The sequence below is a fragment of the Pukyongia salina genome (assembly GCF_002966125.1).
Lineage (GTDB): Bacteria > Bacteroidota > Bacteroidia > Flavobacteriales > Flavobacteriaceae > Pukyongia > Pukyongia salina.
Map to the genome: position 1 here is coordinate 359,954 of NZ_CP027062.1, position 24,021 is coordinate 383,974.

The 24,021-nt window shown below is 40.8% G+C and carries 23 protein-coding genes; 11 read left to right on the top strand and 12 right to left on the bottom strand.

What is annotated here, in order from left to right; all coding sequences use genetic code 11:
- Positions 1-52 precede the first annotated feature (52 nt).
- Together C5O00_RS01600 and C5O00_RS01605 are read left to right on the top strand one after the other, a co-directional pair.
- The gene (locus tag C5O00_RS01600; protein ID WP_105214324.1) at positions 53-949 is read left to right on the top strand and encodes a glycosyltransferase family 2 protein; all 897 of its coding nucleotides are present in this window, start codon (positions 53-55) and stop codon (positions 947-949) included.
- Positions 949-1,893: a glycosyltransferase family 2 protein gene (locus C5O00_RS01605; RefSeq protein WP_105214326.1), complete on the top strand. Its 945-nt coding sequence runs from the start codon at positions 949-951 to the stop codon at positions 1,891-1,893. Before C5O00_RS01600 ends, C5O00_RS01605 begins: the two co-directional genes overlap by 1 nt.
- Here the strand turns inward: C5O00_RS01605 and C5O00_RS01610 are convergent.
- Positions 1,882-2,295 (bottom strand): sugar 3,4-ketoisomerase, encoded by a 414-nt coding sequence (locus C5O00_RS01610; protein WP_105214328.1) that lies wholly within the window; start codon positions 2,293-2,295, stop codon positions 1,882-1,884. The genes C5O00_RS01605 and C5O00_RS01610 overlap by 12 nt on opposite strands.
- On the bottom strand, positions 2,282-3,391 hold the full coding sequence (locus C5O00_RS01615; protein WP_158676750.1) for a glycosyltransferase: 1,110 nt from the start codon (positions 3,389-3,391) through the stop codon (positions 2,282-2,284). Before C5O00_RS01615 ends, C5O00_RS01610 begins: the two co-directional genes overlap by 14 nt.
- Before the next feature lie 31 nt (positions 3,392-3,422).
- Between C5O00_RS01615 and C5O00_RS01620 the strand changes: the two genes are divergently transcribed.
- A complete protein-coding gene (locus C5O00_RS01620) occupies positions 3,423-4,559 on the top strand; it encodes a glycosyltransferase (protein WP_105214332.1) in 1,137 nt (378 codons plus the stop codon).
- Here C5O00_RS01620 and C5O00_RS01625 read toward each other — a convergent pair.
- From C5O00_RS01625 to typA, 8 genes are all read right to left on the bottom strand, one after another.
- Positions 4,556-5,842 (bottom strand): O-antigen translocase, encoded by a 1,287-nt coding sequence (locus tag C5O00_RS01625; RefSeq protein WP_105214334.1) that lies wholly within the window; start codon positions 5,840-5,842, stop codon positions 4,556-4,558. The two genes, C5O00_RS01620 and C5O00_RS01625, sit on opposite strands and share 4 nt — an antisense overlap.
- Positions 5,843-6,943 (bottom strand): DegT/DnrJ/EryC1/StrS family aminotransferase, encoded by a 1,101-nt coding sequence (locus C5O00_RS01630; RefSeq protein ID WP_105214336.1) that lies wholly within the window; start codon positions 6,941-6,943, stop codon positions 5,843-5,845.
- On the bottom strand, positions 6,940-7,812 hold the full coding sequence (locus C5O00_RS01635; protein ID WP_158676751.1) for a GNAT family N-acetyltransferase: 873 nt from the start codon (positions 7,810-7,812) through the stop codon (positions 6,940-6,942). The genes C5O00_RS01630 and C5O00_RS01635 overlap by 4 nt, the downstream gene beginning before the upstream one ends.
- 102 nt (positions 7,813-7,914) lie before the next feature.
- Positions 7,915-9,384 (bottom strand): alkaline phosphatase family protein, encoded by a 1,470-nt coding sequence (locus C5O00_RS01640; protein WP_105214340.1) that lies wholly within the window; start codon positions 9,382-9,384, stop codon positions 7,915-7,917.
- Positions 9,385-9,415: 31 nt separating this feature from the next.
- Positions 9,416-10,927 carry an alkaline phosphatase family protein gene (locus tag C5O00_RS01645; RefSeq protein ID WP_105214342.1) on the bottom strand — a complete coding sequence of 504 codons (1,512 nt, stop codon included), beginning with the start codon at positions 10,925-10,927 and terminating at the stop codon, positions 9,416-9,418.
- 66 nt (positions 10,928-10,993) lie between these two features.
- Positions 10,994-12,394: a class I SAM-dependent methyltransferase gene (locus C5O00_RS01650; protein ID WP_244593014.1), complete on the bottom strand. Its 1,401-nt coding sequence runs from the start codon at positions 12,392-12,394 to the stop codon at positions 10,994-10,996.
- Positions 12,360-12,560, bottom strand: coding sequence for a hypothetical protein (locus tag C5O00_RS01655; RefSeq protein WP_105214346.1), 201 nt, complete (start codon positions 12,558-12,560; stop codon positions 12,360-12,362). The genes C5O00_RS01650 and C5O00_RS01655 overlap by 35 nt, the downstream gene beginning before the upstream one ends.
- A 90-nt stretch (positions 12,561-12,650) precedes the next feature.
- The gene (gene typA / locus C5O00_RS01660; protein WP_105214348.1) at positions 12,651-14,444 is read right to left on the bottom strand and encodes a translational GTPase TypA; all 1,794 of its coding nucleotides are present in this window, start codon (positions 14,442-14,444) and stop codon (positions 12,651-12,653) included.
- 155 nt (positions 14,445-14,599) lie between these two features.
- On the opposite strand from typA, the gene C5O00_RS01665 reads away from it, so the two are divergent.
- Positions 14,600-16,006 carry a T9SS type A sorting domain-containing protein gene (locus C5O00_RS01665; protein ID WP_105214350.1) on the top strand — a complete coding sequence of 469 codons (1,407 nt, stop codon included), beginning with the start codon at positions 14,600-14,602 and terminating at the stop codon, positions 16,004-16,006.
- A gap of 89 nt (positions 16,007-16,095) precedes the next feature.
- The gene (gene kdsA / locus C5O00_RS01670; protein ID WP_105214352.1) at positions 16,096-16,914 is read left to right on the top strand and encodes a 3-deoxy-8-phosphooctulonate synthase; all 819 of its coding nucleotides are present in this window, start codon (positions 16,096-16,098) and stop codon (positions 16,912-16,914) included.
- Here the strand turns inward: kdsA and C5O00_RS01675 are convergent.
- Both C5O00_RS01675 and C5O00_RS01680 read right to left on the bottom strand, forming a co-directional pair.
- The gene (locus tag C5O00_RS01675; protein ID WP_105214354.1) at positions 16,905-17,267 is read right to left on the bottom strand and encodes a DUF1801 domain-containing protein; all 363 of its coding nucleotides are present in this window, start codon (positions 17,265-17,267) and stop codon (positions 16,905-16,907) included. The genes kdsA and C5O00_RS01675 overlap by 10 nt on opposite strands.
- Before the next feature lie 204 nt (positions 17,268-17,471).
- Positions 17,472-17,891 carry a CBS domain-containing protein gene (locus C5O00_RS01680; RefSeq protein ID WP_105214356.1) on the bottom strand — a complete coding sequence of 140 codons (420 nt, stop codon included), beginning with the start codon at positions 17,889-17,891 and terminating at the stop codon, positions 17,472-17,474.
- A 192-nt stretch (positions 17,892-18,083) separates the two neighbouring features.
- On the opposite strand from C5O00_RS01680, the gene C5O00_RS01685 reads away from it, so the two are divergent.
- The 6 genes from C5O00_RS01685 to C5O00_RS01710 all read left to right on the top strand — a co-directional run bounded on the left by C5O00_RS01685 (position 18,084) and on the right by C5O00_RS01710 (position 23,769).
- A complete protein-coding gene (locus tag C5O00_RS01685) occupies positions 18,084-18,692 on the top strand; it encodes a hypothetical protein (protein ID WP_105214358.1) in 609 nt (202 codons plus the stop codon).
- Entirely contained in the window at positions 18,692-18,982 is a 291-nt protein-coding gene (locus C5O00_RS01690) for a winged helix-turn-helix domain-containing protein (RefSeq protein WP_105214360.1), read from the top strand. The genes C5O00_RS01685 and C5O00_RS01690 overlap by 1 nt, the downstream gene beginning before the upstream one ends.
- 42 nt (positions 18,983-19,024) lie before the next feature.
- Positions 19,025-19,522 carry a Coq4 family protein gene (locus tag C5O00_RS01695; protein WP_105214362.1) on the top strand — a complete coding sequence of 166 codons (498 nt, stop codon included), beginning with the start codon at positions 19,025-19,027 and terminating at the stop codon, positions 19,520-19,522.
- A gap of 19 nt (positions 19,523-19,541) precedes the next feature.
- A complete protein-coding gene (gene creD, locus C5O00_RS01700) occupies positions 19,542-20,888 on the top strand; it encodes a cell envelope integrity protein CreD (protein WP_105214364.1) in 1,347 nt (448 codons plus the stop codon).
- Between the two features lie 8 nt (positions 20,889-20,896).
- Entirely contained in the window at positions 20,897-21,268 is a 372-nt protein-coding gene (locus C5O00_RS01705; RefSeq protein ID WP_105214366.1) for a ribosomal maturation YjgA family protein, read from the top strand.
- A 236-nt stretch (positions 21,269-21,504) separates the two neighbouring features.
- On the top strand, positions 21,505-23,769 hold the full coding sequence (locus C5O00_RS01710; RefSeq protein ID WP_158676752.1) for an ATP-binding response regulator: 2,265 nt from the start codon (positions 21,505-21,507) through the stop codon (positions 23,767-23,769).
- Positions 23,770-24,021 lie beyond the last annotated feature (252 nt).

The following is a 24,021-nucleotide window of genomic DNA, read 5'->3' on the forward strand; positions in this document are numbered from 1 at the left end:
AAAATCACCGGCTAATCGGTTTGCCAAGACTACTTTTTCTATTTTTGTGCCTATGAGGAAGTCCCTTTCCATTTTAATTCCAACCTATCAATACAACGTCTATCCCCTGGTTGAGAAATTACATAACCAGGCGTCACAGGCGAACCTGGATTTCGAAATTAATGTATACGATGATTGCTCTCCAATTCCAACGGTGGAAAATGAAAGAATTAACCAACTGGCTCATGGAAATTATGTGAAGCTTCCTAAGAATATTGGAAGAAGTGCTATTAGAAATTTGTTAGCCGAAAAGGCAACCTTCGATTCTTTGTTGTTCCTGGATGCCGATACCATGGTAATACGCGAGGATTTTATTGCCACTTACCTCAATGCACTAGAGGGAAATTATCAAATAATTTACGGCGGAATTGTATACCAGGAAAAACCACCTGCCAAAGAGGAAAAATTACGTTGGGTGTATGGTAATAAGCGAGAGGCTTTAGGGGTTTCTGAGCGCAATATGCAGCCGCATCTTCGATTCTTAACACTTAATTTCTTAATACGGAGATCGGTTTTTTCGGAATTAAAATTCAATGAAGAAATACCTAATCTACGGCATGAAGACACGCTTTTTGCGCTGGATTCGAAAAAAAAGAATATTTCGGTTAAACATATAGACAACCCTGTGATGCATTTAGGGCTGGAATCCAGTGAAGTTTTCTTGAAGAAATCCCTGGAAGCGGTCGATGCTTTGAAAAACCTGGTGGAAAAGGGTTTGATCAAGGCCGAGGAAACAAGCCTGTCACGCAAAGGAGAATCGTTAAAAGGTGGTTTCACAGCTGGGTTGGTAAAATTACTATATGGCTTATTTAAAAAACCAATGGAGCGAAATTTATTATCCGGTAATCCTTCCTTAAAAATATTCGATCTTTATCGCCTGGGATACTATCTCCAAAAATCGGACAGCTGATGCCTAGATTTTCTGTGATCATACCACTCTATAACAAAGAGAAAGACATCCGGACCACATTAGAGAGCGTTGGTAACCAGCGTTTCTCAGATTTCGAAGTAATTGTGGTTGATGACGGCTCTACAGATGGCAGTGCAGCTGTAGTGCGATCTGTTGAGGATAATAGGATAAAACTCTTCTCTAAAGAAAACGAAGGCGTGGCGCTCACCAGAAATTTCGGGGTGGAGAAAGCCGAAGCAGCACATGTGGTTTTCCTGGATGCGGACGACAAATGGTTGCCGGAACACCTCAGCGATCTGGATAAACTCATCGCCAAATTTCCGAACGCAAAATGGTTTGGAACGGCATATGAGAAGCGTTTTAACGATAAATTATCGGTCCCTTTAGAAGCACCAATTATGAACAAAAGCAATTGGTATGGCCTTGTGGAGAATTACTTCGGAAATTGCCTGGTAGAGAGTATTGCCTGGACATCGGCGATCTGTTTTCAGAAGCAATTCTTTTTACAGCTAAAAGGCTTCGATCACAGGATCACGAATGGTGCCGGGGAAGACACAGACCTCTGGATTCGTGCCGCATTGGAAGCACCTTTGGCGTTTTGCACTAATATTTCGGCAATCTATAATCTGGAAGGCAGTAACCGAATATCCCTTATACCCACCAGACAACGGGTTTTTATGGATCCCGATAATTATGAAGCAGCTGCAAAAACAGATCCCGATCTAAAAAAATACCTCGATCGCAATAGGTATGCCTATGCCATAAGGCATAAGATTGCTGGAGACCAGGACTCCTTCAATCGACTAACACAGCATCTGGACCCGGCAAATATTACAGCTAAGCAGAGAGTGCTCTTAAAACAACCTAAATCGGTGCTCAAGATGTTGTTTCGTATTCAGGAAAAATTTAATAAGAAAGGGGTGAGGATCACCTCATTTCGATGATCGGAACTCGTTATAGTCCCTAATATAATCGTCCTCGTTATAGTAGTCGCTAACCAGAGATAAGCACACCGAACCGGCCGAAAAATTCTCTAATTCCCGCCAAACGCCACTTGGAATAAGCAAGCCTTTATTAGGCCTGTTAAGCGTGAAGCTACGTCGGGCACTACCATTGTCCAACACTACATCGAAGCTGCCGCTTAAGGCTATTATAAACTGCTTTAGTTCTTTATGCGCATGGCCACCCCTACTGGAATCACTGGGCACATCGTAGAGGTAATACACACGCTTTATCGTAAAAGGCAGAACATCCTTTTCGATCACCGATAGATTACCACGGCCATCTGGGTCGCTAATTTTAGGAATTTCAAGTAAGGATATAGATTCTAGATCAACCTGTGACATCTGCTATTAATTTGTTCCACTTTTCGGAGATTTTACTGAATGAAAACGGTTCTACCGACTCCCGCGCGTTAGTACGGCAGTTTTCATATAACGTCTCGTTGTCTACCATGTTGCGCATGGCACTGGCAAATAAAGATACTTCTCTTTTTGGTACCAGCAAGCCATTTTTTTCGTGCTGTATGATCTCTGAAGGGCCCGACACTATATCCAGGGAAACCACTGGCGTACCCATACTTAAACTCTCCACCAGCACCATTGGAAAGCCCTCAAAGTGACTGGTTAAAGTGACAAATCTGGCATTTTGAATGATCTTGAACGGCGCACTATCGTGTGGGAGAAAAAGAATATTGTTTGCTGCAGTTGTGTTCTTTGCCAGTTTTTGCAATTCGCTTTTATCGGGGCCATCCCCCATTATAACCAATTTAATATTTTCCCGCCAAAGTTCGGAATGATCGAAAGCTCGGATTAAAAAACTATAATCCTTCACCGCCTCATCGATACGACCATAAGACAAAACATAAGATGCATTAGCTAATGCCGCCGGCAAATCGTTTTTGATTTCCTTCCAGCGAGGATCGAACGCATTGTGAATAGTACAGGTAGACCTTATACCAAGTGGTTTCATTACCTCATTTTCTATGTAGACCGAAACAGCAACGTTTGCAGCATTCCTGTTGAGTAGTTTCGCAAATTTCTTCGGAAGCTGTGTGAAGTATAAGGCCGGGCTGGAACTATGGGTAACGTAAATTCGCTTTAAGCCTTTGTACACATAATGGTGATAAAAAAGTTCGCGATAATATTGGTTCTTTGGCCTGTGATCGATGATCATATCGATGCTATTCGCTAGTAAATAATTTCTGAAATGTTTAAAGCGTCTATACCGCTTTCCAAGGTGATCCTTCCCTTGTTTAAACTCACCCATATTAAATAAAGTACCGGCGTACGTATAATCTACGGCATCATTAAGCGTTGCAATATGTACCTCATGGCCTTGGGCAGCTAACATTTCGGAGAGCATGGCACAGGAGCGTTCTGCGCCCCCACCAGCCAATGAAATTGTTACTATACAAATTTTAATATGCGTACCTTCGCTCAAGCGACTTTTATTTTCTGAATTCAACAAAGATATGAAGATACTATTAGTGGGCGAATACAGCAGACTACACAATTCTTTAAAAGAGGGTTTGTTGGCTTTAGGCCACAGTGTTACACTCATCTCAATGGGAGATTTCTTCAAGAAATATCCATCAGACATTCTACTGGATAGAAAATACGACCAGGGATTGGCCGTAAAACTGAAAATAGGGATCTTTAAATTGAGCGGGATAGACATCACCTCGAATTCTATCAGGTCACAGTTCTTCAAGCATCAGGATCAACTTAAAGGATTTGATGTTGTACAACTTATCAACGAGAGTCCTTTCGCAATTCAACCAAAAATTGAATTGGAACTGATCTCATTTCTGAAAAAAAACAACGACAAACTATTTTTACTTTCCTGCGGAACAGACTACCTGAGTGTTCAATATGCTTTGGGCGAGGCACTCCCCTACAGCATACTCTCCGAATATAAATCGGGTAAGATAGCCGAAGATAAGTTTCAATATATTCTGAAATACGCCAGGCCGGAATTTAAAAAACTACACCATCATGTATTCGATCTAATACGAGGCGTTATCGCATCCGATATAGATTATCATCTACCGTTAGAGGGGCATCCCAAGTACCTGGGCCTTATTCCTAACCCGGTAAATACAGATAACTTAAAGTTGCTGCCAATAGTTTATTCAGGTCGAGTAAGGATCTTTCTTGGAATAAATCGGGCTAATTATCACTCTAAGGGTATTAGATTTTTCGAGGAGGCGCTGCAGATTATTTCAGAAAAATATAGCGATAAGATTGAAATTGAAATTGCCGAGAACCTGCCGTATGCAGACTATATAGAGAAATTTGATAAAGCACACATTCTCCTGGATCAGGTATTAGGCTTCGACCAGGGTTATAACGCCCTGGAGGCTATGGCCAAAGGAAAAGTAGTGTTTACCGGTGCCGACAAAAATTTCGAAGAATTCTACGAACTACAGGAAATCGTGGCGATAAATGCCCTTCCCGATGCGCAGCAGATAGCGGGTAAACTCGAAGAGCTGATCTTAAATCCCAAAATGATACAGGAAATTTCGAGCAATGCAAGAGAATTTGTGGAGCGTGAGCACAACCACATCGCAATCGCCAAGAAATATATCTCAACCTGGCAGGAGAATTAATCTTTGGAAGCCTGCTTACGGAAATATCGGTACACCAGTAGGAATACTACTATAAAATAGATCACGTACCTTACAAAATGTGCGATCACAACCCCTTCAACACCATAAGTAGCTGTAAAATATCGCGCCAGGATGTAGAATAAAGCCAGAGACAGGATCTCGGTGAAAATAAAATTCCTAACCAACTTCTTGGCAAGGAACTGATGTGCCAAAACAAGGGATGCCAGGCGTATAAAATCCCCCATGAGTTGCCATTTAAAAAGAGGTTCCATTCCTGTAAAGTCTGGATAGATGATCTGTATAACCACGTCCCTGAACAAATAAACAAGTATCATCCCAACCCCAAAAATTGGGAGCAGTGTTTTATAAATATTAAGCAGCTCTTTAGTAAATCCGGAACGGGTATGGATGCTCGAAAATTTGGGAAGTACATATAAGGTGAAAATAGCTCCCGAAAACACCATATAATTCTTTGAGATGAATGTCATGGCTGTCCAGATCCCCGCATCCTCCTCAGTGATCCTGTTTACTATCATTGTACGAATATCGATCTCGACATAATTTAGTAACACGGTAGACACCAGAGACATGGTAGTAAATGCCAGCAAACTTTTACCCATCGGAGCTTTGAAGGAGATCTTATTAAACTGCACGTATTCCTTCAAAACTTTAAAGAATATGAACAACAGTACGAGCAGCTGTATTACCGGCGCCAGAGCAATGGCGATCAAGGCACCATCTATATTATAATTAAGCAGTAGAGTTACCGTTAAAATTGCGCTAAGGAGATATGCAAAGAGATCGATCTTGGCAAATTGCTTGTACATGGAAAGACCATTCACTACTCCGTTAAATATTCGCTGCATCGAAATAAACGGGACAGTAACCGAAATCAACTTAATAAGATAGCTGAAACTGTTAGATCCAAATAGATACTCACTAATGTGATCTGCACCGAAATACAATATGAGACTACAACATACAACTCCGATTACTGTAAAAAAGAAAGCAGTGGAAAACAGTTTTGTCAATTGCTCCTTGTTCTCCTTGTGTTCGGCCACATATTTCACGACCCCGTTAAATATCCCCACCGAACTTATGGAAGTTAGCATTTGAGAGAGGTTACGCAGCTGCCCGATCTTCGAGATCCCGGCTTCCCCAACTATCTCTGCCAGTAATCTTTGAATAAACAAGGACACGATCAAACGGATGGTGATAACCACCGCATTCAAGGAGGTCATCTTGAGAAGTAAATTAGCCCGTATAAATTGAGGGATCTTCAATTAATAATCATTTAGAATTGAGATAACCTGGCTAACCTCATTGTCCATCATTACCGGGCTCATTGGGATGCTCACAACTTCCTCGTGTATTTGCTCACAAAGCGGAAAACTTAACTGGTTCAACTCCTTTAGGGCAGGCTGCTTATGAGGTGGGATTGGATAATGTATTAGGCTTCCAACACCGTGGTCTTTCAGATATTCCATAAATTCCAATCGGTCTTTCACTCGTATTACAAATAAATGGAACACATGATCGGTCGCACCTGAATACATGGGCAGGCTGATCTTTTCATTATTTATTTCTGAAAGGTATCGTGCTGCAATCTGCATTCTTCTCTTATTATCGGCATCGAGATAGGGTAACTTCGTCCTGAGGAAAACTGCCTGTAGCTCGTCCAGTCTGGAATTGAAACCGGGCAATTCGTTAATGTATTTTGATGAAGCACCGTAGTTGCGAAGTTTCCTGACGATCTCTGCCAATTTAGTATCATTTGTGGTAACTGCCCCTCCGTCTCCCAGGGCTCCCAGGTTTTTAGACGGATAGAAACTAAATGCGGCGGCATCCCCCAGGTTCCCGGCAAATTTGCCGTGAACATCTTTGGCGCCATGGGCTTGAGCCGCATCTTCTATAACCAGCAGACCATTTTTGTCTGCGAAGGAATTTATATCCTCCATAGGCGAAAGTTGCCCGTATAAATGCACCGGCATGATGGCTTTCGTTTTTTGGGTTGCAACCTGAGCCAGATCGTCAATTTTAAAATTATAGGTGTTGGGATCGGTTTCTACAAGTAGCGGTTTCAGTCCTGCCTGTTTTATAGCAAGTATAGTGGCAATGAAGGTGTTGGAGGATACTAGGACTTCATCCCCAGCCCCTAATCTCCCCATTTCCTTATATGCTTCCAGAATTAAGCGTAAAGCATCCAAACCGTTGCCAACTCCTATACATTCCAGCGTCCCGCAGTAATCGGCAAATTCTTTTTCAAACAGTTGGAGATGTTCCCCAAGAATATATCTCCCCGATTTAAGGAATTCTTCGTAATTCGCCTTGAATTCGCCTTCGAAGCGGAGATTAACCTGGTGTAAATCGAGGAACGGGATCACTTTATTTTTAGATTTAGTTGTTTATAAGATGCGGTGTCCACCAAATAGTTGTCTGCCTTCCACGTTCTGGCTCCACAAGTTTCCTTCCAGAAAATGAGACCACTGTTTAAAACCTCCCCATTCTCTTCACTGGAGATATTGAAATCGAAATATCGTTTATCCTGCCAACATTCGTTTATGATAAAATTATATGCCAGGTCCAGGCTTCCGAAGAAATTTTTATCAGGATTCCCCGAAACATACTGAGGATGCACCGTGGTTTTTGTTAAAAAAACTGTGGTACCGGCCACCATCTTATCTTCCTTGTACACGCTTACTTGCTTAATATTATCCGGAAACCTCGAAGCCAGAAGTTTTATCTCGTCAAGGGAATGAACTGGTGCAATACCGTGTTTCTGTTTCAGGTTAGGAATAAGGATCTCATTCCAGAAGGTGTCGTAGTTGTTGTCTATGGTTACGGTGAGCCCGTTTCTGATTGCCTTGTTAATCCCTTCTCTTCTATTCTTCTGAAAACGTAACTTATACGCATAATCGATCACCATTAAAACATCCCGCTTTTCTAATGTCGCTCCCGATCTGAATAAAAAATACTCAAGCTCATCGGAAGGAAGGAGATTATAGAACGTTGGGATCACCCTAAAATATAAGGAGGCTATCCCTTCAGAAAATAAAAATTGTAACATCGCCTTATAGGCTTCAAGCGCATCGAATAACTTGCATTTTTCGTTCAATACAAAGCCACCGTAAGTAAGCCCCTGATGCGAATAAACAGTTTCATCCTTGATATTTGCAGGTAGAACCGCGATGAGTTCTTCATCTTTATACATCATAAGAGAATGATCGGTAAACCGGTCACTATGGTAGTCCATAAAATCCCTTTGAAATAAAAATGTAGCATTCTTGGCAGTATGGCAAAATTGGTCCCACTCTGCTTTGCGATCCTTCGTATATTTAACTACCGTGTAAATAAGCTAAACCCTTTTAAAAGTTACATTCCCATCGGCGTCTATGTATTTGTAGACACCTTTAGGAGCTCCTACCTCAATCTTCATAAAACTTGCGTCATCCTCAAGATAATTCAAATATGATTCATTTTCCGACAAGTATGCAAATAGAATCCTAAAAACATTTATCGGTGTCTTGAATTTTGAGTCGAATTCCGGTGCTACACCATCCGGCCAGTGAATTGCAAGTTGGGAGCTAAAAATTGTATAGACCCAGTCTCTGTCTTCAGACTTTATACGCATTTGCAAGGTATGATCCATTCCAATGAATCCACCATGGTCTGCCATGATCATGATAAGGGAATTAGGGTCCCTATCCTTTATAATACTGATCGTGCGTTTTAGTTTGATATTTGCGGTATCCAGGCGTTTTTCCCAAAGACCTTTCTCAATTTCTGCGCCCTTGGTTTTTTCTTTCATTGCCGGTACATGACCCGGTTTAAAGATCTCGATAAAGTAGAACTTCGGCTTTGCACTGTCCTGCATGATAGTTTGTTCCAGAGGTTCGAAAATCTCTTTTCCCGTCGAGAATCCGGTACCTATCAAAGAAACATCCTTATTGGTAAAATTGCTGAAATCGTATCCAATCTTAGGCTTATTAGCGATTAGATAGGGCCATTCGGCAATAAAATGCGTTTTATACCCATTTTTTTTGAACACATTTAAAACAGGGTTAGCATCCATTATCACTTCCCTGGCGTTGATCACCTCTGTAAAATTAAATCCGGTATTGTAGTGATGATGCTTCATGGCAAAGGTTGCCATGTTGGAAGAAAGTGTGGAGGCATAATTGCTTCGGAAGTTATCGTAGAGTGTAAAGCCTGATTCTTCAAGAAAAGATTTAAATTCTTCATTATCGATCTTGTAATAACCTTTATCTATTTCAGAAAAATTTACATAACCATCCGGTTGAATAAAATAGATATTGGGTTTCTTCTTAAATACCGCTTCATCGATCTTATCCGGCAATTGCATCCATTCGTCTGTGTAATTAATTTGTTTCGCCAGAACAGGAACCAGGGTAAATAGCCCCAGGAATGCCAGGATGAACTGGATCGTCATAATCTTTTTTATATGGCGATGCAGAAACTTCGCTGCCACCACGGCAATTAAGACGATAGCAAGTGTTAACCATAATCTCACGGAGGCGAATACCGATAACTCGAGATAAAACAGGAAGAAGAGTATACTTAGAAACGAGAGCAAGAACTTTTTATATTCTTTAAGCGATTCTTTCGAAAAGATCCTATAGCCCACATAGCAGGTTACCATGGGTACAAACAGGAATAGACATATAAAGAACCCAAGGTGTTTCCAAGAATTGATAAGGGAGTAATTGTTGGAATAGTAAAAGATTATCGGGTAGATCCCACTTGCAAATCCCACAAAGACCGGGAACAGTTTTCTATTCTTGATGAATTTAGCAAGTGTATTCATTGAATTATTGTTGGTAATTGTACTACGTTCGCTATCGCTTCTTTATTACGATATTCCCATTATCGTCTATGTACTGGTAGATCCCCTGCGGGGCATCTTTGTTCAAAATAACATAACTGCCATCATCCTGCAAATGCTCAAGATAAGAAGTATCCTCTGTGAGATACGAAATCACCGCCCTAAACACATTAACTGCACTTTTTATGGATTTACCTGCCTCGGGAACCTCTTCTTCCGGCCAATGTATAGATAGCTGACTACTAAAAATAGAATAGATTATATCCCTGTCTTCGGTTTTATAGTAGATCTGTTTAGTATATTCCAACCCCACAAAACCACCGTGATCTGCCATGATAATGATTAGGGCATTGGGGTCGTTTTCTCTTATATGGTCTATGGCTTCCCTAAGAATTTTATTTGCGGTTTCCAGTCCTTCGAGCCACAATTTACGCTCACCTTCCACTCCCTTGGAATCTGCGCTCCGGTTGTGAATATGCCCCGGATTGAATATTTCCATAAAGTAAAACTTAGGCTTGCCCGGGTCTTCTTCCATAAATTGTTTTAGGGGTGAGATTATGTCCTGCGGGTCACCCAAACCTGTACCAATGTAGGCCACATCGTCCAGGGTGAAATTACTTTTGTGATAGCCTATCTCGGGTTTGTTAAGAAGCAAATAAGGTTTTTGTGCCAGAAAATGCGTGATGTATCCGTTCTTTTTGAATAAGTCTAAAACAGGGTTACTGCTAATTAATACATTCCTGGCGTTGATAGCTTCACTAAAACTGGTACCCCGGTTATAATAATGGTGCTTCATGGCAAAAGTTGCGCTATTAGATGCCAGAGTCGACGCATAATTACTACGAAAATTCGGGTAGTTGGTAAAGTTATTTTTTAAAAGATAGTATTCGAACTTCGAGTTGTCGTAATCGTAGTATCCCTTATCCAGTTCGGAGAAATTTACATAGCCATCCGGCTGGATCAGGTATACATTTGGTTTTTTTGTGAAACTGGCGTTCTCTATATCGTCCGGTTGTTTCATCCATTCATCCGTATAATTTATCTGGGTGATCACCGTAGGCACTAGCGATACCAGACCAATGATCGCCAGGATGAATTGAACCACTATTATTTTCTTCAGGTGTTTGTAAAGCAGGTAGGCGAATATGAACGACGCTACAATGATGAGAACAATAAGTTTTTTCTGTAATCCGGCATACAGGCACACCTTCAGAAGGAATAAAAAAGTAAAGATGTTGAGAAAAGGAAGCACGTATTTCCTCAAACTTTCAAAGACATCAAGTTTGGAGATCCTATGTGCTATATAAAAGATCACCATAGGAACCACAAGGAACATCACGGCAAAATAAGCCAGATGTCTGGAGGTATTTATAAGCGTATAGTTGTTGGTGAAATAAAAGAATATGGGGTACAGTCCTGCGCCAACGGCTGCCAATAAAGGCATTTCCTTATTAGATCTTAGAAACCGACTCAATGCACCGGGTTCTTTTTTACGCTGTGTTTTTCTTGAACGTTTATTCTCCATTTACGATATCGTAAAGCTAGTAATCTTTAAAGTAAATGCCAGGCCAAGAGGCACTATTTTCAGAAGTTAACGTCGCTTCAGTAAATATAAAAGCCGTTGCGTCCCCTTGATCTGTTCCTTCTTCTCCAGACTGAAATACTTCGTGTAACCCTTCTCAAATTCCTGTTCGTTATAAAAATCGAAGTGATTGATAAATTCCCGCTTTCTAACCAGCAGCGATTCCACCCACGAATCTTCTCGTTTAGGAAATTCTATGATAAGTTGATTGGAAAATTTAGCAAAGAATTCGGCCGATTTCTCAAAGGGTACATTCCCAGACAGGGTGATATGATGTATTAATGCCAGCGCCATGGTCACATCAGGGGCATAGTTTTGTAAACGCTCGATAAGCGATTCTCTTTCGGTATTATTAAAACCAATTCCCGGTGCAGGTTGGAGTACATCACAAACAAACGCCAGCATGTTCTCCTCCTTGTTCTCCCTCGCTTGTTTGTAGTTATGAGCAACCGCATTACTATCTATATCTGTAACGATCACGTGTGGCACCGCATTAAGTACGGTTCTGGCAAAGGTACCGTCATTACCCCCAACATCTATCAATCTTTTGGGAGCCAATGGTTCCACCCAGGCCTTGATAAGTTCTTTCTTCGCCTTAAACGAATCTGTATTATAATTGGTCTTATCGTAATAGTCGCCCCATTCGCTGGCCTCCTTCAACTCCATTTTCCTTATATAATTGAACAGGTTCTCCAGCATATTGTTCTGTGCCTTACGTGAAAGCTTAGCGATCTTCGTTTCGGCCTTATAATCATCGCTGTGTTTGCTCTCAAGTTTGGCAAGCATGTGAATATTGGTATAAAGTGTAGAACTAAACTTGGATTTCTTCGGTAGTAAAGAAGCGATCAGTTTTAGCGGGATGCCGTCGATATGCGTCTGCATCATTTTAAGTATCTCCGCCCCGTGATAATGAGCCAGTACCAGAGGCCCAAAGAAGTGCATGATAAATTGTTTAAAGGCACGCCAGGGTGTCCCCTCCTCGTAAAAATCGAAGGACAAGGTGTCGATAAATATAGGTTTTCCTTTGTGGAAGGTCACGTTATAGGCAGAGGCATCTTTCAGGATAAATCCTTTAGAAAGCGCATATTTCTGTATCTGTAAGGTAAGCAGAGCCGCGTGCTTGTATTGTTCGAAACTCCATTCGTACGGATTTGTGATAAAGGGAATGGGTTCCGGGGTGATAATGATCTTTTCTTCTGAAACCGAGGTCTCATCGTGGCTGATCAATAGTTTTTTCTGAATGAGATTATCGAAAAAACCCGAATCTTTTAGTGAATTGTACTGCTGAAAATAAATAGGGTTGATCGCTCTTCGCAACACCCCCTCATCGTGGAACATGTATCCGGATGGATCCCTGAATGAAGCCTCGTGATGCTTATTCTTTATCATCTTTTTCGGTGTCTTGTTCATCAATATCAATTGAATCGAAAGAATCGCCTTCATCTTTTATCAGACCGAAGAACGACTTCACCTTATACATCACATTTTTTGAGAATAGAAGTACTCCTGCAGCAGCAGCTATAACCGCCTGCGCTATCATCGCGCCTAATCCCGGATCGAAATAAAGAAAATTCATAACAGTTGTTTGCGCAAAATTAACCAATTCAGTACAATTTGATAACAAAATATGCAAAATTCGGTTGTAACCTTGAAGGTTTATACCTAATTATAGCTTATTTCGCTTTCTATCCACCTCTTTGAGATAGATCTTTCTAAGGCGGATATGACTGGGAGTAACCTCGACATATTCATCCTTCTGGATATATTCCAGGGCTTCTTCGAGTGAGAACTTGATCGCCGGTACAATTCGTGCCTTATCATCTGCTCCGGCCGAACGTACGTTACTCAGTTTTTTTGTCTTGGTGACGTTAACCGTCATATCATCCTGACGCGAATTCTCACCTATTACCTGCCCTTCATAGATAGCTTCTCCCGGATCGATAAAGAAACGACCGCGCTCCTGAAGTTTGTCGATAGAATACGGAATAGCTGTTCCGTTTTCCATGGAAACCAAACTCCCGTTCAAACGTTCGGGGATGCCACCTTTAAGAGGTTGATATTCGAGAAAACGATGCGTCATGATCGCTTCTCCAGCGGTAGCTGTAAGTAATTGATTTCGTAAACCAATGATCCCACGAGAAGGAATTACAAAGGTACAGATCATTCGGTCTCCTTTGGCTTCCATACTTTGCATCTCGCCTTTTCGAAGAGTGACCATATCGATAGCACGGCCGCTAACCTCTTCAGGTAGGTCGATGGTTAATTGCTCTACTGGCTCACATTTCACACCATCTATTTCTTTGATGATCACCTGTGGTTGCCCGATCTGCAATTCGTATCCTTCACGCCTCATGGTTTCGATCAAAACAGAAAGGTGTAATACCCCTCTTCCGAAGACCATAAATTTATCGGCACTGTCTGTAGCTTCAACCCGAAGTGCCAGGTTCTTTTCCAATTCTTTTTCCAGGCGTTCCTTTATATGTCTTGAGGTAACATACTTTCCGTCTTTCCCAAAGAAGGGAGAGTCGTTAATTGTGAAAAGCATGCTCATGGTTGGCTCGTCGATTGCAATCGTCGCCAGGCCTTCCGGCATTTCTGCATCTGCTACCGTATCACCTATCTCGAAACCTTCAAGGCCCACCAAGGCACAAATATCTCCTGCCTGAACTTCACTTACTTTTATACGGCCTAGACCTTCGAAGGTATGAAGTTCTTTGATCTTAGTCTTCGAAATGCTTCCGTCTCTTTTTACAAGCGACACCGGCATATTTTCTTTTAGCACACCGCGTTGTAGGCGCCCAATCGCTATTCGGCCGGTAAAGGAAGAATAGTCCAAGGAAGTGATAAGCATCTGTGGGGAACCTTCTTCGGTTTTTGGGGAAGGAATATGTTCGAGTACCATTTCCAATAATGGTTCGATAGAATCGCTGGGCTTTTTCCAGTCGTCGCTCATCCAGTTGTGCTTTGCCGAACCGTATACAGTTGGGAAATCCAGCTGCCATTCTTCCGCACCCAGTTCGAACATCAGGTCGAATACTGCCTCATGTACTTCCTCTGGAGTACAATTCTCCTTATCCACCTTATTGATCACCACACATGGCTTTAATCCCAGGTTAATGGCTTTTTGAAGTACAAATCGCGTTTGCGGCATCGGTCCTTCGAAGGCATCAACAAGCAATAATACACCATCTGCCATGTTAAGCACGCGCTCTACCTCTCCCCCGAAGTCGGCGTGACCAGGGGTGTCGATAATATTGATCTTGGTATCCTTGTAAATTACAGACACGTTCTTTGAGGTGATGGTAATGCCACGCTCACGTTCCAGATCGTTATTGTCCAGGATAAGCTCTCCGGTATTTTCGTTTTCACGAAAAAGGCTACAGTGATGCATGATCTTATCCACCAGGGTTGTTTTACCGTGGTCTACGTGGGCAATGATGGCAATATTCTTTATATTCATAACTACTTAATTAGTACATCGTTGGCTTCTCGCCTACGAGCGCGCAAAAGTAGTGCTAATTAGTGGATTTATAACTAGTAGAGACAAAATGATTTTTACTTTTAGATATAGATATAAATTTAATTGTATAATTTTAATGAAGTAAAGTCACGTTCATGGGGAGAGTGCGAATTTATTTGACCATTCTGGCTATTATATTTATTACGGCTGAAGTTGACGCACAATTTGGGCCGCAGCAGGTTATTTCTACCAGTACCGAAAGTCCACATTTTGCCTTATTATTCGACATTGACAATGATGGGTTAACCGATATTTTAACTGCATCGACTATAGACGGGAAATTGAGGTGGTACCCAAAATTGGATCAAAACGGTAACTTCGACACTCAAGTTATCATCAATGTAACTCCAAATAATTACTTAGCGATCGAACATATAGATCTAGATTCCGATGGTGATAAAGATCTCTTATTCCTTATTAATAATCCAAGACGAATTGCCTGGTTGGAAAACACAGATGGTGCGGGAAATTTTAGTGCAGAGCAAACCATTATTTCTACTCAACCTGATTATATAGCATCGATGATGCTTTTAGATTTCGATAATGACGGTGACGATGATATCATTGCAAGCATGACCGATACATTTACGGATAGAATCGTTTGGTTTGAACATATTGATGGACAGGGGCACTTTGGAAGTGAAAACGTCCTTATAAATAATTTAACCTATGTAGGGCCTATAGTTGTGATGGATATAGACAATGATGGCCTTTCGGATATTTTGACTAGTCATGAGAACACCGGCCCGGCCAGATTAATTTGGTACAAGAATTTAGGCAATTCCACCCTAGGGCCGGAGCAGGAGATTTATCAATTTCCATTTTTCTCGTCGGATTTAACAAGTATCCATCATTTGGTGACAGCCGATATTAATACCAACGGGCAACAGGATATTGTAATTACTTCACACAATGACGATACCGGCACTTATGTGTATTGGATCGAAAATCTTGATAATCAAGGAAGTTTTGGTTCGTTACAACTTATTCCGAATATGAATGGAGCGTATAATTTTTACGATCTGGATAATGACGGTAGTCTGGATATTCTGCTATGGAATCCATTTATTGATCAGATATTTTGGAAAAAGAACCTCAATGGAGAAGGAACGTTCTCCACGGGTCATTTAATAACTAATGAAGCAGAATTTCCTGGTTCTGCACATGCCTCCGATCTTGACGACGATGGCTATTTGGATATCGTATCGGCATCCTTAGCGGACGATAAAATTGCCTGGTACAAAAACTCTGGGATCTTTGGAGTTGAAGATCGGGTAAAAGGGCTTTTCACTATATATCCTAATCCCACGGCGGATCAATTGATTATCACCGGGGATCCAGGTATCCAATCGGTGGAAATCATAGACCCGGTGGGTAAAAGTGTCCTTCGATTTGAAAATACCGCGAAATTGGACATTAGTATGCTCCCTCAGGGAATCTATTTCATCAGAATTGTTACAGTGGACGGGTTGTATGACCTTCAGAAGATCATAAAAAAATAGGATCCACACATTTTAATTTTCTTTACGCTCTCGCAAATTAAACCTTCACAATTGCTTTTCACTATCTTTGCATTTCAAAATAATTTTCGATGAACCTGGAATCAATTCCGAAGATAAAACATACAGAAGCCAATAACTTTTTCTTAATGGCCGGACCCTGTGCTATTGAGGGTGAAGAAATGGCCCTCCTTATCGCCGAAAAGGTTGTTGCTATTACCAACCGGTTAAATATACCCTACATCTTTAAAGGGAGTTACAAAAAAGCGAATCGGAGTAGAATTGACAGTTTCACCGGTATTGGGGATGAAAAGGCCCTGGAGATCCTTAAAAAGGTTTCGGAGAAATTTGATATCCCCACGGTGACAGATATTCATGAAAGCGGTGACGCTGCCATTGCGGCTCAATATGTGGATGTACTCCAAATTCCTGCTTTTCTTGTAAGGCAAACAGATCTTGTTGTTGCGGCCGCAAATACAGGGAAAGTAGTTAATCTGAAAAAGGGGCAGTTTATGAGTCCGGAAAGCATGAAACATGCTGTAAAAAAGGTTACCGACTGTGGCAATGAAAAAGTTTTGGTAACAGATCGAGGGACCATGTTCGGGTATCAGGATATGGTAGTCGATTTCAGGGGTATTCCCACTATGAAATCTTTTGCCACCACTGTCCTGGATGTTACGCATAGCCTGCAACAACCCAACCAGGCAGCCGGGGTAACCGGTGGGCGCCCTGAAATGATTTCGACCATTGCCCGAGCGGGTATAGCCACAGGGGTGGACGGGCTTTTCATCGAAACCCATTTCGATCCTGCAAATGCGAAGAGTGATGGAGCCAATATGCTGGATCTTAGCTTACTGGAAAAATTACTTTCAGATCTTGTGGCTATTAGAAATACGATAAATCATTTATAGTATTTTCGGTCGCGATACGAATAAGCTTCTTCCAGGAGGTCGATCAAAACCTCATCATCTATGTCTTCCATTTTGTAATAACGAAGGGACTTCATGTGTTTCCTATTATCCGATACAAGTTTATCTTCATGGTTTGTAAGATGTGCTCCGTGCCAAAAAACCAGGTCTACGTAGTTCTTGGATTGATTGAGGTACAGAAACTGCTGTTTTCCGTTAAGATAATAAAACGGGATCTTGAATTTATAAAGTAATTGGAGATCAGGAATGACAGACTCAATCACCAGTTGTAAATGAAGCAGCATAGAACGGTAGGGTTCCTTTGCATTAAGAATATAAGCTTCAGCAGGATTCATATTACAAAAATAAAAAAAAAGGTTGCCTGGCTCAGGCAACCTTTAATAGGAACATAATCGTTGTATTAACTCCCCAATTAAATGACGATTAGTCGATATCTCCAATTAGTATTATGACTAATAATGAAGACAATTCAAATATCGACATCAATCTAATCGCATACAACAGGAAATACCCTGAATTTGTACAGGGTTTTTCCTGTATTAATATTGTTCAAGCAGGTATTTAATCAAGTCTGTAGTAGTTACAATGCCCACAAGGGTGCCCTCATCTATTACCGGCAGAGCGTGAAATTCTCTGGCAGCAAATATTTCGGCCACGTCCTTGATCGTTGTACCCGGACCAACACTTACCAGGTTTCTTGCCATGACCTGCTCTATGGTGAATAAGGTGTACACAGAAGTATCCACCTCATGAGTATCTTCACTAAAAGCATCGGCAAAACTAATACGCAGAAGGTCTGTATAACTGAGGATCCCAATTACTTGCGATCCTTTAACTATAGGGATATGACGAATTTTCTTCGCCTTGAACTGCTGTTCGGCGTTCTCTAAGGTATCTGTGTTTTTGAGCGTAACCACTTCCCGGGTCATAATAGTGCTCACAGGAGTTCTTTCATTCATTTTATGATCGTTTTAGGTACATCTTTTATGTGATTAAAGTTCTGGATTTACAGTTAAAAAAAATATGATAACGGTCAGTTAGCGTATTACCTTTATCTAAGCACCGGAACTAACTTTAGCTAATATTTAACAACACCTCCATTTGGAAATCCAGATTAATTAAACTTACTTTGTTTTTCAAAGTACTTTAAAATGAGCGAACAAGATTATTTAAAAGACATTAGTGAGATCAAGGATCTCATGAACAGATCCTCCCGTTTTATATCCCTTAGCGGGCTTTCCGGGATTTTTGCCGGGATCTACGCCCTGTTAGGTGCAGCAGTTGCCTGGTGGCTGGTAGCCAATTCGGGGAGAGAGTACCTTATACTGGACGGACAGGTTTTTAGACTTATACTGCTGGATCTTTTCCTTATTGCTTTTTTAAGCGTGATTACGGCCATATATCTCACAACACGAAAAGCCAGGAAAAATGGCGAGAAAGTATGGGATACCTCCTCGCGCCGACTCATAATCAACTTCCTTATACCTTTAATTGTGGGTGGAATCTATATTCTAATTATTCTTAACCAACAAAAATACGGGCAGACAGCCGCCCTAATGCTCATTTTTTACGGTCTTGCTTTAATAAATGCCTCAAAGTACAGTATTGGACACGTGCGTTATCTGGGATTTATCGAGATCGTCCTGGGACTGATATGTGCCATACTTCCGGGTTATGGCTTCTGGCTGTGGGTTCTTGGTTTCGGAATAATGCATATTCTGTATGGAAGTATTATGTTCGTACAGGAAAAGAAATCGTAGTGGGAATTATCGACAACATAAATAAACTATTCGACCATCGCATCAGGCTGGGGATCATGTCTATATTAATGGTTAATGAAAGTGCCGATTTCAACCGGCTCAAAGAACTGCTCGACGTGACCGACGGAAATCTCGCCAGCCATATAAAAGCCCTGGAGAAGGAAGCATATATCCTGGTTGAGAAACAATTTATTGGCCGAAAACCCAACACACGTTATAGTGCTACAAAATTGGGGAAAGCTGAATTTAGAAAACACATAGAGGCACTGGAACGGCTGTTGAGAAAATAATATTTTTTTAATAATACACTTTGTATTTCAAAGTACTTTTTAATGAATTTCAGAAAAAAAATTATAGAACATCTTTTTAAACTTAGTGAAAAATTCTACACCAGGAATTTTAAGAAACATAAGATAGCATGGAACATTGATCGTTCCACCTTACTCACGTTTCCCTCTTGCACCTTTGGTTATCATCTGGGTGTTTTTCTGAAGGAAAACAACTTCGAACTAATACCCAAGGTAGAACGTCACGATGCCTATCACGTGTTAACGGGTTTCGGCACAAAAGTTGAAGATGAGATCGCATTACAGTATGTGTGCTTCGGCAACGGAAAACGAAGCTTGTACCTCTTGGGTGTCATGATCATAGGCACCTTACTCCTACCCGATTATTTACGCTATTACCTAAGGTCTTACACCATAGGAGCCCGCGCAAACAGCTTTCACCACTGGGATTTTAAACATGTTTTACATCTCCCGATCGAGGAACTGCGCACTGTGGCTTTCCCTCAACAATACCTTAGAAAACTAGAAAATAAAATTAATTAACACCTTAAATTAAAACCACATGGAACAAAGAAGAAGTAAATTCGGAAACTGGATGCGCAACTCGATCACCGCCAGGATGCTGGTAGTAGGTTTCCTGTTATTGGTATTGCTAATCCCACTACAATTTGTACAATTTCTCATTGAAGAACGGAGCTACCGGCAACACGAAGTTATACAGGAGATCAATAGTAAATGGGGAAACGAGGTACTTATCTCTGGCCCTATCCTCAAGATCCCTTATAAAGAACTCAAGGAAGAACGGATCTACGACAGCAATTCGAAAGTCACACAAACCACCACCAGGACTGTTATTAGTCATGCTTATTTATTACCGGACTCCCTGGTGATCAACGCAGATGTGGAGTCTCTAAAACGTAACAGAAGTATCTACGAATCTGTGGTGTACACCAGTAATATGACCTTTGCCGGAAACTTTCCTACCATCGATTTTTCTGAAATGGATATCGACACGGAAGACATTTTATGGGATAAGATATCCCTGGAGATAAGAATCTCCAACTTACAAGGTATTCGCAATAGTATGCAGGTTACCCTGGGAGAAGAAGATCTCCCCATGACACCAAAATACAATGAAAGTTATCTCAGTATAATTGAGAGTTCTCCCCTAAAAGTGAACTATGCTGAAAATACCTCTCCTATAAACTTTAATTTTCACATCAAGATCAACGGTAGTGAGAGCCTGAAGTTTGTTCCGCTGGGGAAAGAAACCCGGGTAAGTATGGATTCTAACTGGCATTCCCCCGGTTTTGATGGGAGTCCGCTACCCGATGAAGAAACCAAAGATATTGGTGCCAACGGATTTCATGCAGACTGGCAAGCTTTTCAGATCAACAGGCAGTTTCAGCAGAAATTTTTAAATAAAATACCCGATCTGCGTAGTTTTGGCTTCGGAACTAATTTTATCATCCCTGTAGACGAATACCAGAAAAGCGAACGCACCTCTAAATACGGTTTTATGGTTATTGGCCTAACCTTACTTGTTTTTCTACTCATTCAACTGGTTTCGAAAATTTATATCCACCCATTCCAGTACGTTATGATAGGGCTCGCCCTGGTGATGTTCTATACCTTGCTAATCTCTATTTCGGAGCACAGTAGTTTCCTGAAAGCCTATCTCATTGCCGGAGGTTCGGTGCTTGGATTGATCACCTTGTATTCTCGCGCTATCCTTAAAGGATTTAAATTTCCGTTATTGGTATCGTTATCACTCGCTTCTCTATACGGATTTATATATGTGATCATCCAACTGGAAAACTACGCATTACTGGTTGGTAGTATAGGTCTCTTTGTGATTCTAGCGATAGTTATGTTCGCCTCCCGGAAGATCGACTGGGGTAACGATTAATAGATTTAATGATGAAAGTTTTATTTAAAAAGCGCTATTTCATTCCTTTTTTGTTGGTTTTGGTTTGCGAAATAGCCATTGCTATCTTTCACTTTCATCGTTTTGTAAGAGGGTTCCTGGGAGATGTACTGGTAATTCCGTTACTGTATTTTCTGCTCAGGGCCTTTTTAACCATCACTCATAAGAGCACCATATATGTTGTACTTGGCTTCGCTTTCATTGTAGAAATTTTACAACTATTCAAGCTATCGGAGATAATGAATATTAATTCTGAAGTACTTGAAACAATCCTTGGAAATACTTTCGATTGGAAAGATCTTTTGGCCTATGGATTAGGTGCATTCTGCATCCATTTAGTACATGTAGTAACTGCTGATTAGGAGGTGGAAACACTTACTAAACAACAGAATAAAACGGTATCTACTCATGTTTTTTGGATAATATAAAAGAGGATCGGGCTTAGTATTCATCTTAAAAAAATTAAAATCACAGAAATTTTCACCCCACAAACTTGTCTTTCATCGAAAATTTGAACATTTACACGAGAAAAACCCGTATTTAACTTTCTCTTGTACGAATTTACCTATATTTATCCACATATTTTACACCTATTGATGTGAAAAATTGGTTGCCCATACTAATCTTATCATTACTACCTATTTTCAACCTGTCTGCTCAAGACACCGTGTTGGATGAACGGGATAGTCTTCTTATTGAACAGAATAAGCTGAAAGCAAAGCATGTGGATTCTATGGTTAGCCATATCCGCAAGGAGTTCTATAAGAATAATTTCGATATCACCATCGAGCTGGGAGAAGAGACTTTAAAGCAAGCAAACGAGATCAATAATCTTAAAGCCGTAGTATCCCTCTCCAGTCTAATTGGCAATGCATTTCTGAAAATAGACGATACACTGCAAGCAAGGCGAATTTTCATGCAGGCAGTAGAAAAGGCCGAAAAAGAACATGATTCTACCAAGATAAGTGTTACGGCACAGATCGATATGGGAAATTTCTATGCGTTGCAGGAAAATAGCAAAATGGCGATCCCTATCTATAAGAAGACATTGCCACTCGCCGAAAAATTAGGTGATACTACCCACCTTTATATCCTTAACTACAATATAGCCGAGCTTTATTTAAACGATGAAGATCCGGACAACGCGAAGCTTTATGTAGATGCTACAAACAAATATGTGGAATCGCTTAATCCCGATGCCTATCATGCCGGTGCCCTTTTACTTACCGGGAAGATGTATTATCTGATGGATCTGAAGCGGCTGGCTATAAAAAGTCTTTTAGAAAGTGTTGCCCTTTCAGAAAAATCCGGGTTCATGGATGGATTGATCGAAGGTCATGAGTATCTGGCTAATTCGTATGCGAGTATAGGTGAACATGAACTTGCCTTCGAGCAAATGCAACTTTTGGATTCGTATAAGGCTGAGAAATACAAAAGTGACAAGATCGAAGCTATTGAATACGCAACCGCGAAGTATAAGCTAAATGAATACCAGCAGGAATTAAAAGAACAAGCACTTAGAAACGAGATCAACCAGCAAACGGCAAAACGTGAAACCACCATTTTCTGGGTGAAGATAGCATCGGCTATATTACTGGTTTTCTCTATTTTCTTATTTATCTCTTACAGAAAACGAAAACAACTACTGCTTCACTTAATTGAAAAGAACAAACAATACCTTCAGGAGAAGGAGAAATCTGAAGAACTGGCTAAGGCCAAAACCACGCTGTTTTCGAACATCACACATGAATTACGTACGCCGATGTATGGAATTATAGGGATCACTTCCCTGATGATCAAGGACAGCTCTATGCGTAAACACAAGGAAAATCTTGGATCGCTTAAATTTTCTGCCAATCATTTGCTGTCACTTATAAATAACGTATTACAGCTCACAAGCATCGACAACTCGAAAAATAAGGAGTTTAAGAGGACGAAAGTGAACATCAGAAATATAGTGAACAACATAGTGAAGTCCTCTAAATTCATTAATCCGGAGCATCCCAACGAATATAAGATCGATATCGACAAGACCATTCCTGAAAATCTTGTGGGAGACGAAATGAAAATTTCACAGGTCCTTATTAACCTCATTGGAAATTCGGCGAAATTTACCAGTAATGGAGTTATCACTATTCAGATCAAGCGAAAAGATGACGTAAATGGTATGGTTTGCCTTGATTTCAATATTAAGGATACAGGTGTTGGTATATCGAAGGAAAAGCAGGAGCATATTTTTAACGAATTCGCTCAGGCTTCTTCCACAAAAGAATATCAGGGCTCCGGATTAGGGTTACCGATCGTTAAAAAGATCCTGGATCTGTATGGCTCCGAGATCAGCTTAGTAAGTGAACCTGGTAAGGGAACCGAGGTAAAATTCCAGCTTTGTTACGAAACCCTTCCCGAAAAAATAAAGAAAACCCCAAGCACTAAAAAGCACGGAAAGAATGTCTTTATAAATAGAGAGATCCTGGTGGTAGACGACAATAAGATCAATTTACTGGTAACCAGTAAATTTTTAACGCTGCACGGGGCCAAGGTAGCCACTGCCGAGAGCGGTAAATTGGCAATTGCCATGGCCAAAGAAAAGAAATATGCTGCTATCCTAATGGACATCAATATGCCGGAGATCAACGGATTTGAAGCGACGGAGGCGATCAGAGAATTTGACACTGCTGTCCCAATAATAGCATTAACAGCCGTAGAATTGGAGAAAGTTATAGGCGCCAATTCGTTTAACCTGATGAATGATTTTATCATCAAGCCCTATGAGAACGACGAATTTATAGCTACTCTCCTAAAGCATATGAAGCCTTCCAGGCAAACTACACGCAAAGGGAAGAAGTCTGAGCCTATTTCATAAGAGAATATATCGTACTACTCGATTTACTATTCGGAATACGTAATCTTTATATTATTTCTCACCTCTTATACCTCCATAGATCGAGTGCTTAGTAAAATGCTTGAACTATCTTCAGCTGCTATAAAAAAGACTCACCAGTCATCGCTAAGTCAGTTTCCATCTAATTTAGATCGTTCACCAATCACCATTCACTAATCGGTACTCACTATTCACTATTCACTTCTAAGTTCTAACCTCTCATTCTTCACCCTT

Coding starts and splice junctions, on each gene's coding strand:
- C5O00_RS01600 (WP_105214324.1), top strand. CDS start 53: ATGAGGAAGTCCCTTTCCATTTTAATTCCAACCTATCAATACAACGTC.
- C5O00_RS01695 (WP_105214362.1), top strand. CDS start 19,025: ATGAATTTCAGAAAAAAAATTATAGAACATCTTTTTAAACTTAGTGAA.
- C5O00_RS01620 (WP_105214332.1), top strand. CDS start 3,423: ATGAAGATACTATTAGTGGGCGAATACAGCAGACTACACAATTCTTTA.
- C5O00_RS01650 (WP_244593014.1), bottom strand. CDS start 12,394: ATGAACAAGACACCGAAAAAGATGATAAAGAATAAGCATCACGAGGCT.
- C5O00_RS01635 (WP_158676751.1), bottom strand. CDS start 7,812: ATGGACTACCATAGTGACCGGTTTACCGATCATTCTCTTATGATGTAT.
- C5O00_RS01645 (WP_105214342.1), bottom strand. CDS start 10,927: ATGGAGAATAAACGTTCAAGAAAAACACAGCGTAAAAAAGAACCCGGT.
- C5O00_RS01680 (WP_105214356.1), bottom strand. CDS start 17,891: ATGAATGAAAGAACTCCTGTGAGCACTATTATGACCCGGGAAGTGGTT.
- C5O00_RS01610 (WP_105214328.1), bottom strand. CDS start 2,295: ATGTCACAGGTTGATCTAGAATCTATATCCTTACTTGAAATTCCTAAA.
- C5O00_RS01655 (WP_105214346.1), bottom strand. CDS start 12,560: ATGAATTTTCTTTATTTCGATCCGGGATTAGGCGCGATGATAGCGCAG.
- C5O00_RS01665 (WP_105214350.1), top strand. CDS start 14,600: ATGGGGAGAGTGCGAATTTATTTGACCATTCTGGCTATTATATTTATT.
- kdsA (WP_105214352.1), top strand. CDS start 16,096: ATGAACCTGGAATCAATTCCGAAGATAAAACATACAGAAGCCAATAAC.
- creD (WP_105214364.1), top strand. CDS start 19,542: ATGGAACAAAGAAGAAGTAAATTCGGAAACTGGATGCGCAACTCGATC.
- C5O00_RS01705 (WP_105214366.1), top strand. CDS start 20,897: ATGATGAAAGTTTTATTTAAAAAGCGCTATTTCATTCCTTTTTTGTTG.
- C5O00_RS01640 (WP_105214340.1), bottom strand. CDS start 9,384: ATGAATACACTTGCTAAATTCATCAAGAATAGAAAACTGTTCCCGGTC.
- C5O00_RS01685 (WP_105214358.1), top strand. CDS start 18,084: ATGAGCGAACAAGATTATTTAAAAGACATTAGTGAGATCAAGGATCTC.
- C5O00_RS01675 (WP_105214354.1), bottom strand. CDS start 17,267: ATGAATCCTGCTGAAGCTTATATTCTTAATGCAAAGGAACCCTACCGT.
- typA (WP_105214348.1), bottom strand. CDS start 14,444: ATGAATATAAAGAATATTGCCATCATTGCCCACGTAGACCACGGTAAA.
- C5O00_RS01605 (WP_105214326.1), top strand. CDS start 949: ATGCCTAGATTTTCTGTGATCATACCACTCTATAACAAAGAGAAAGAC.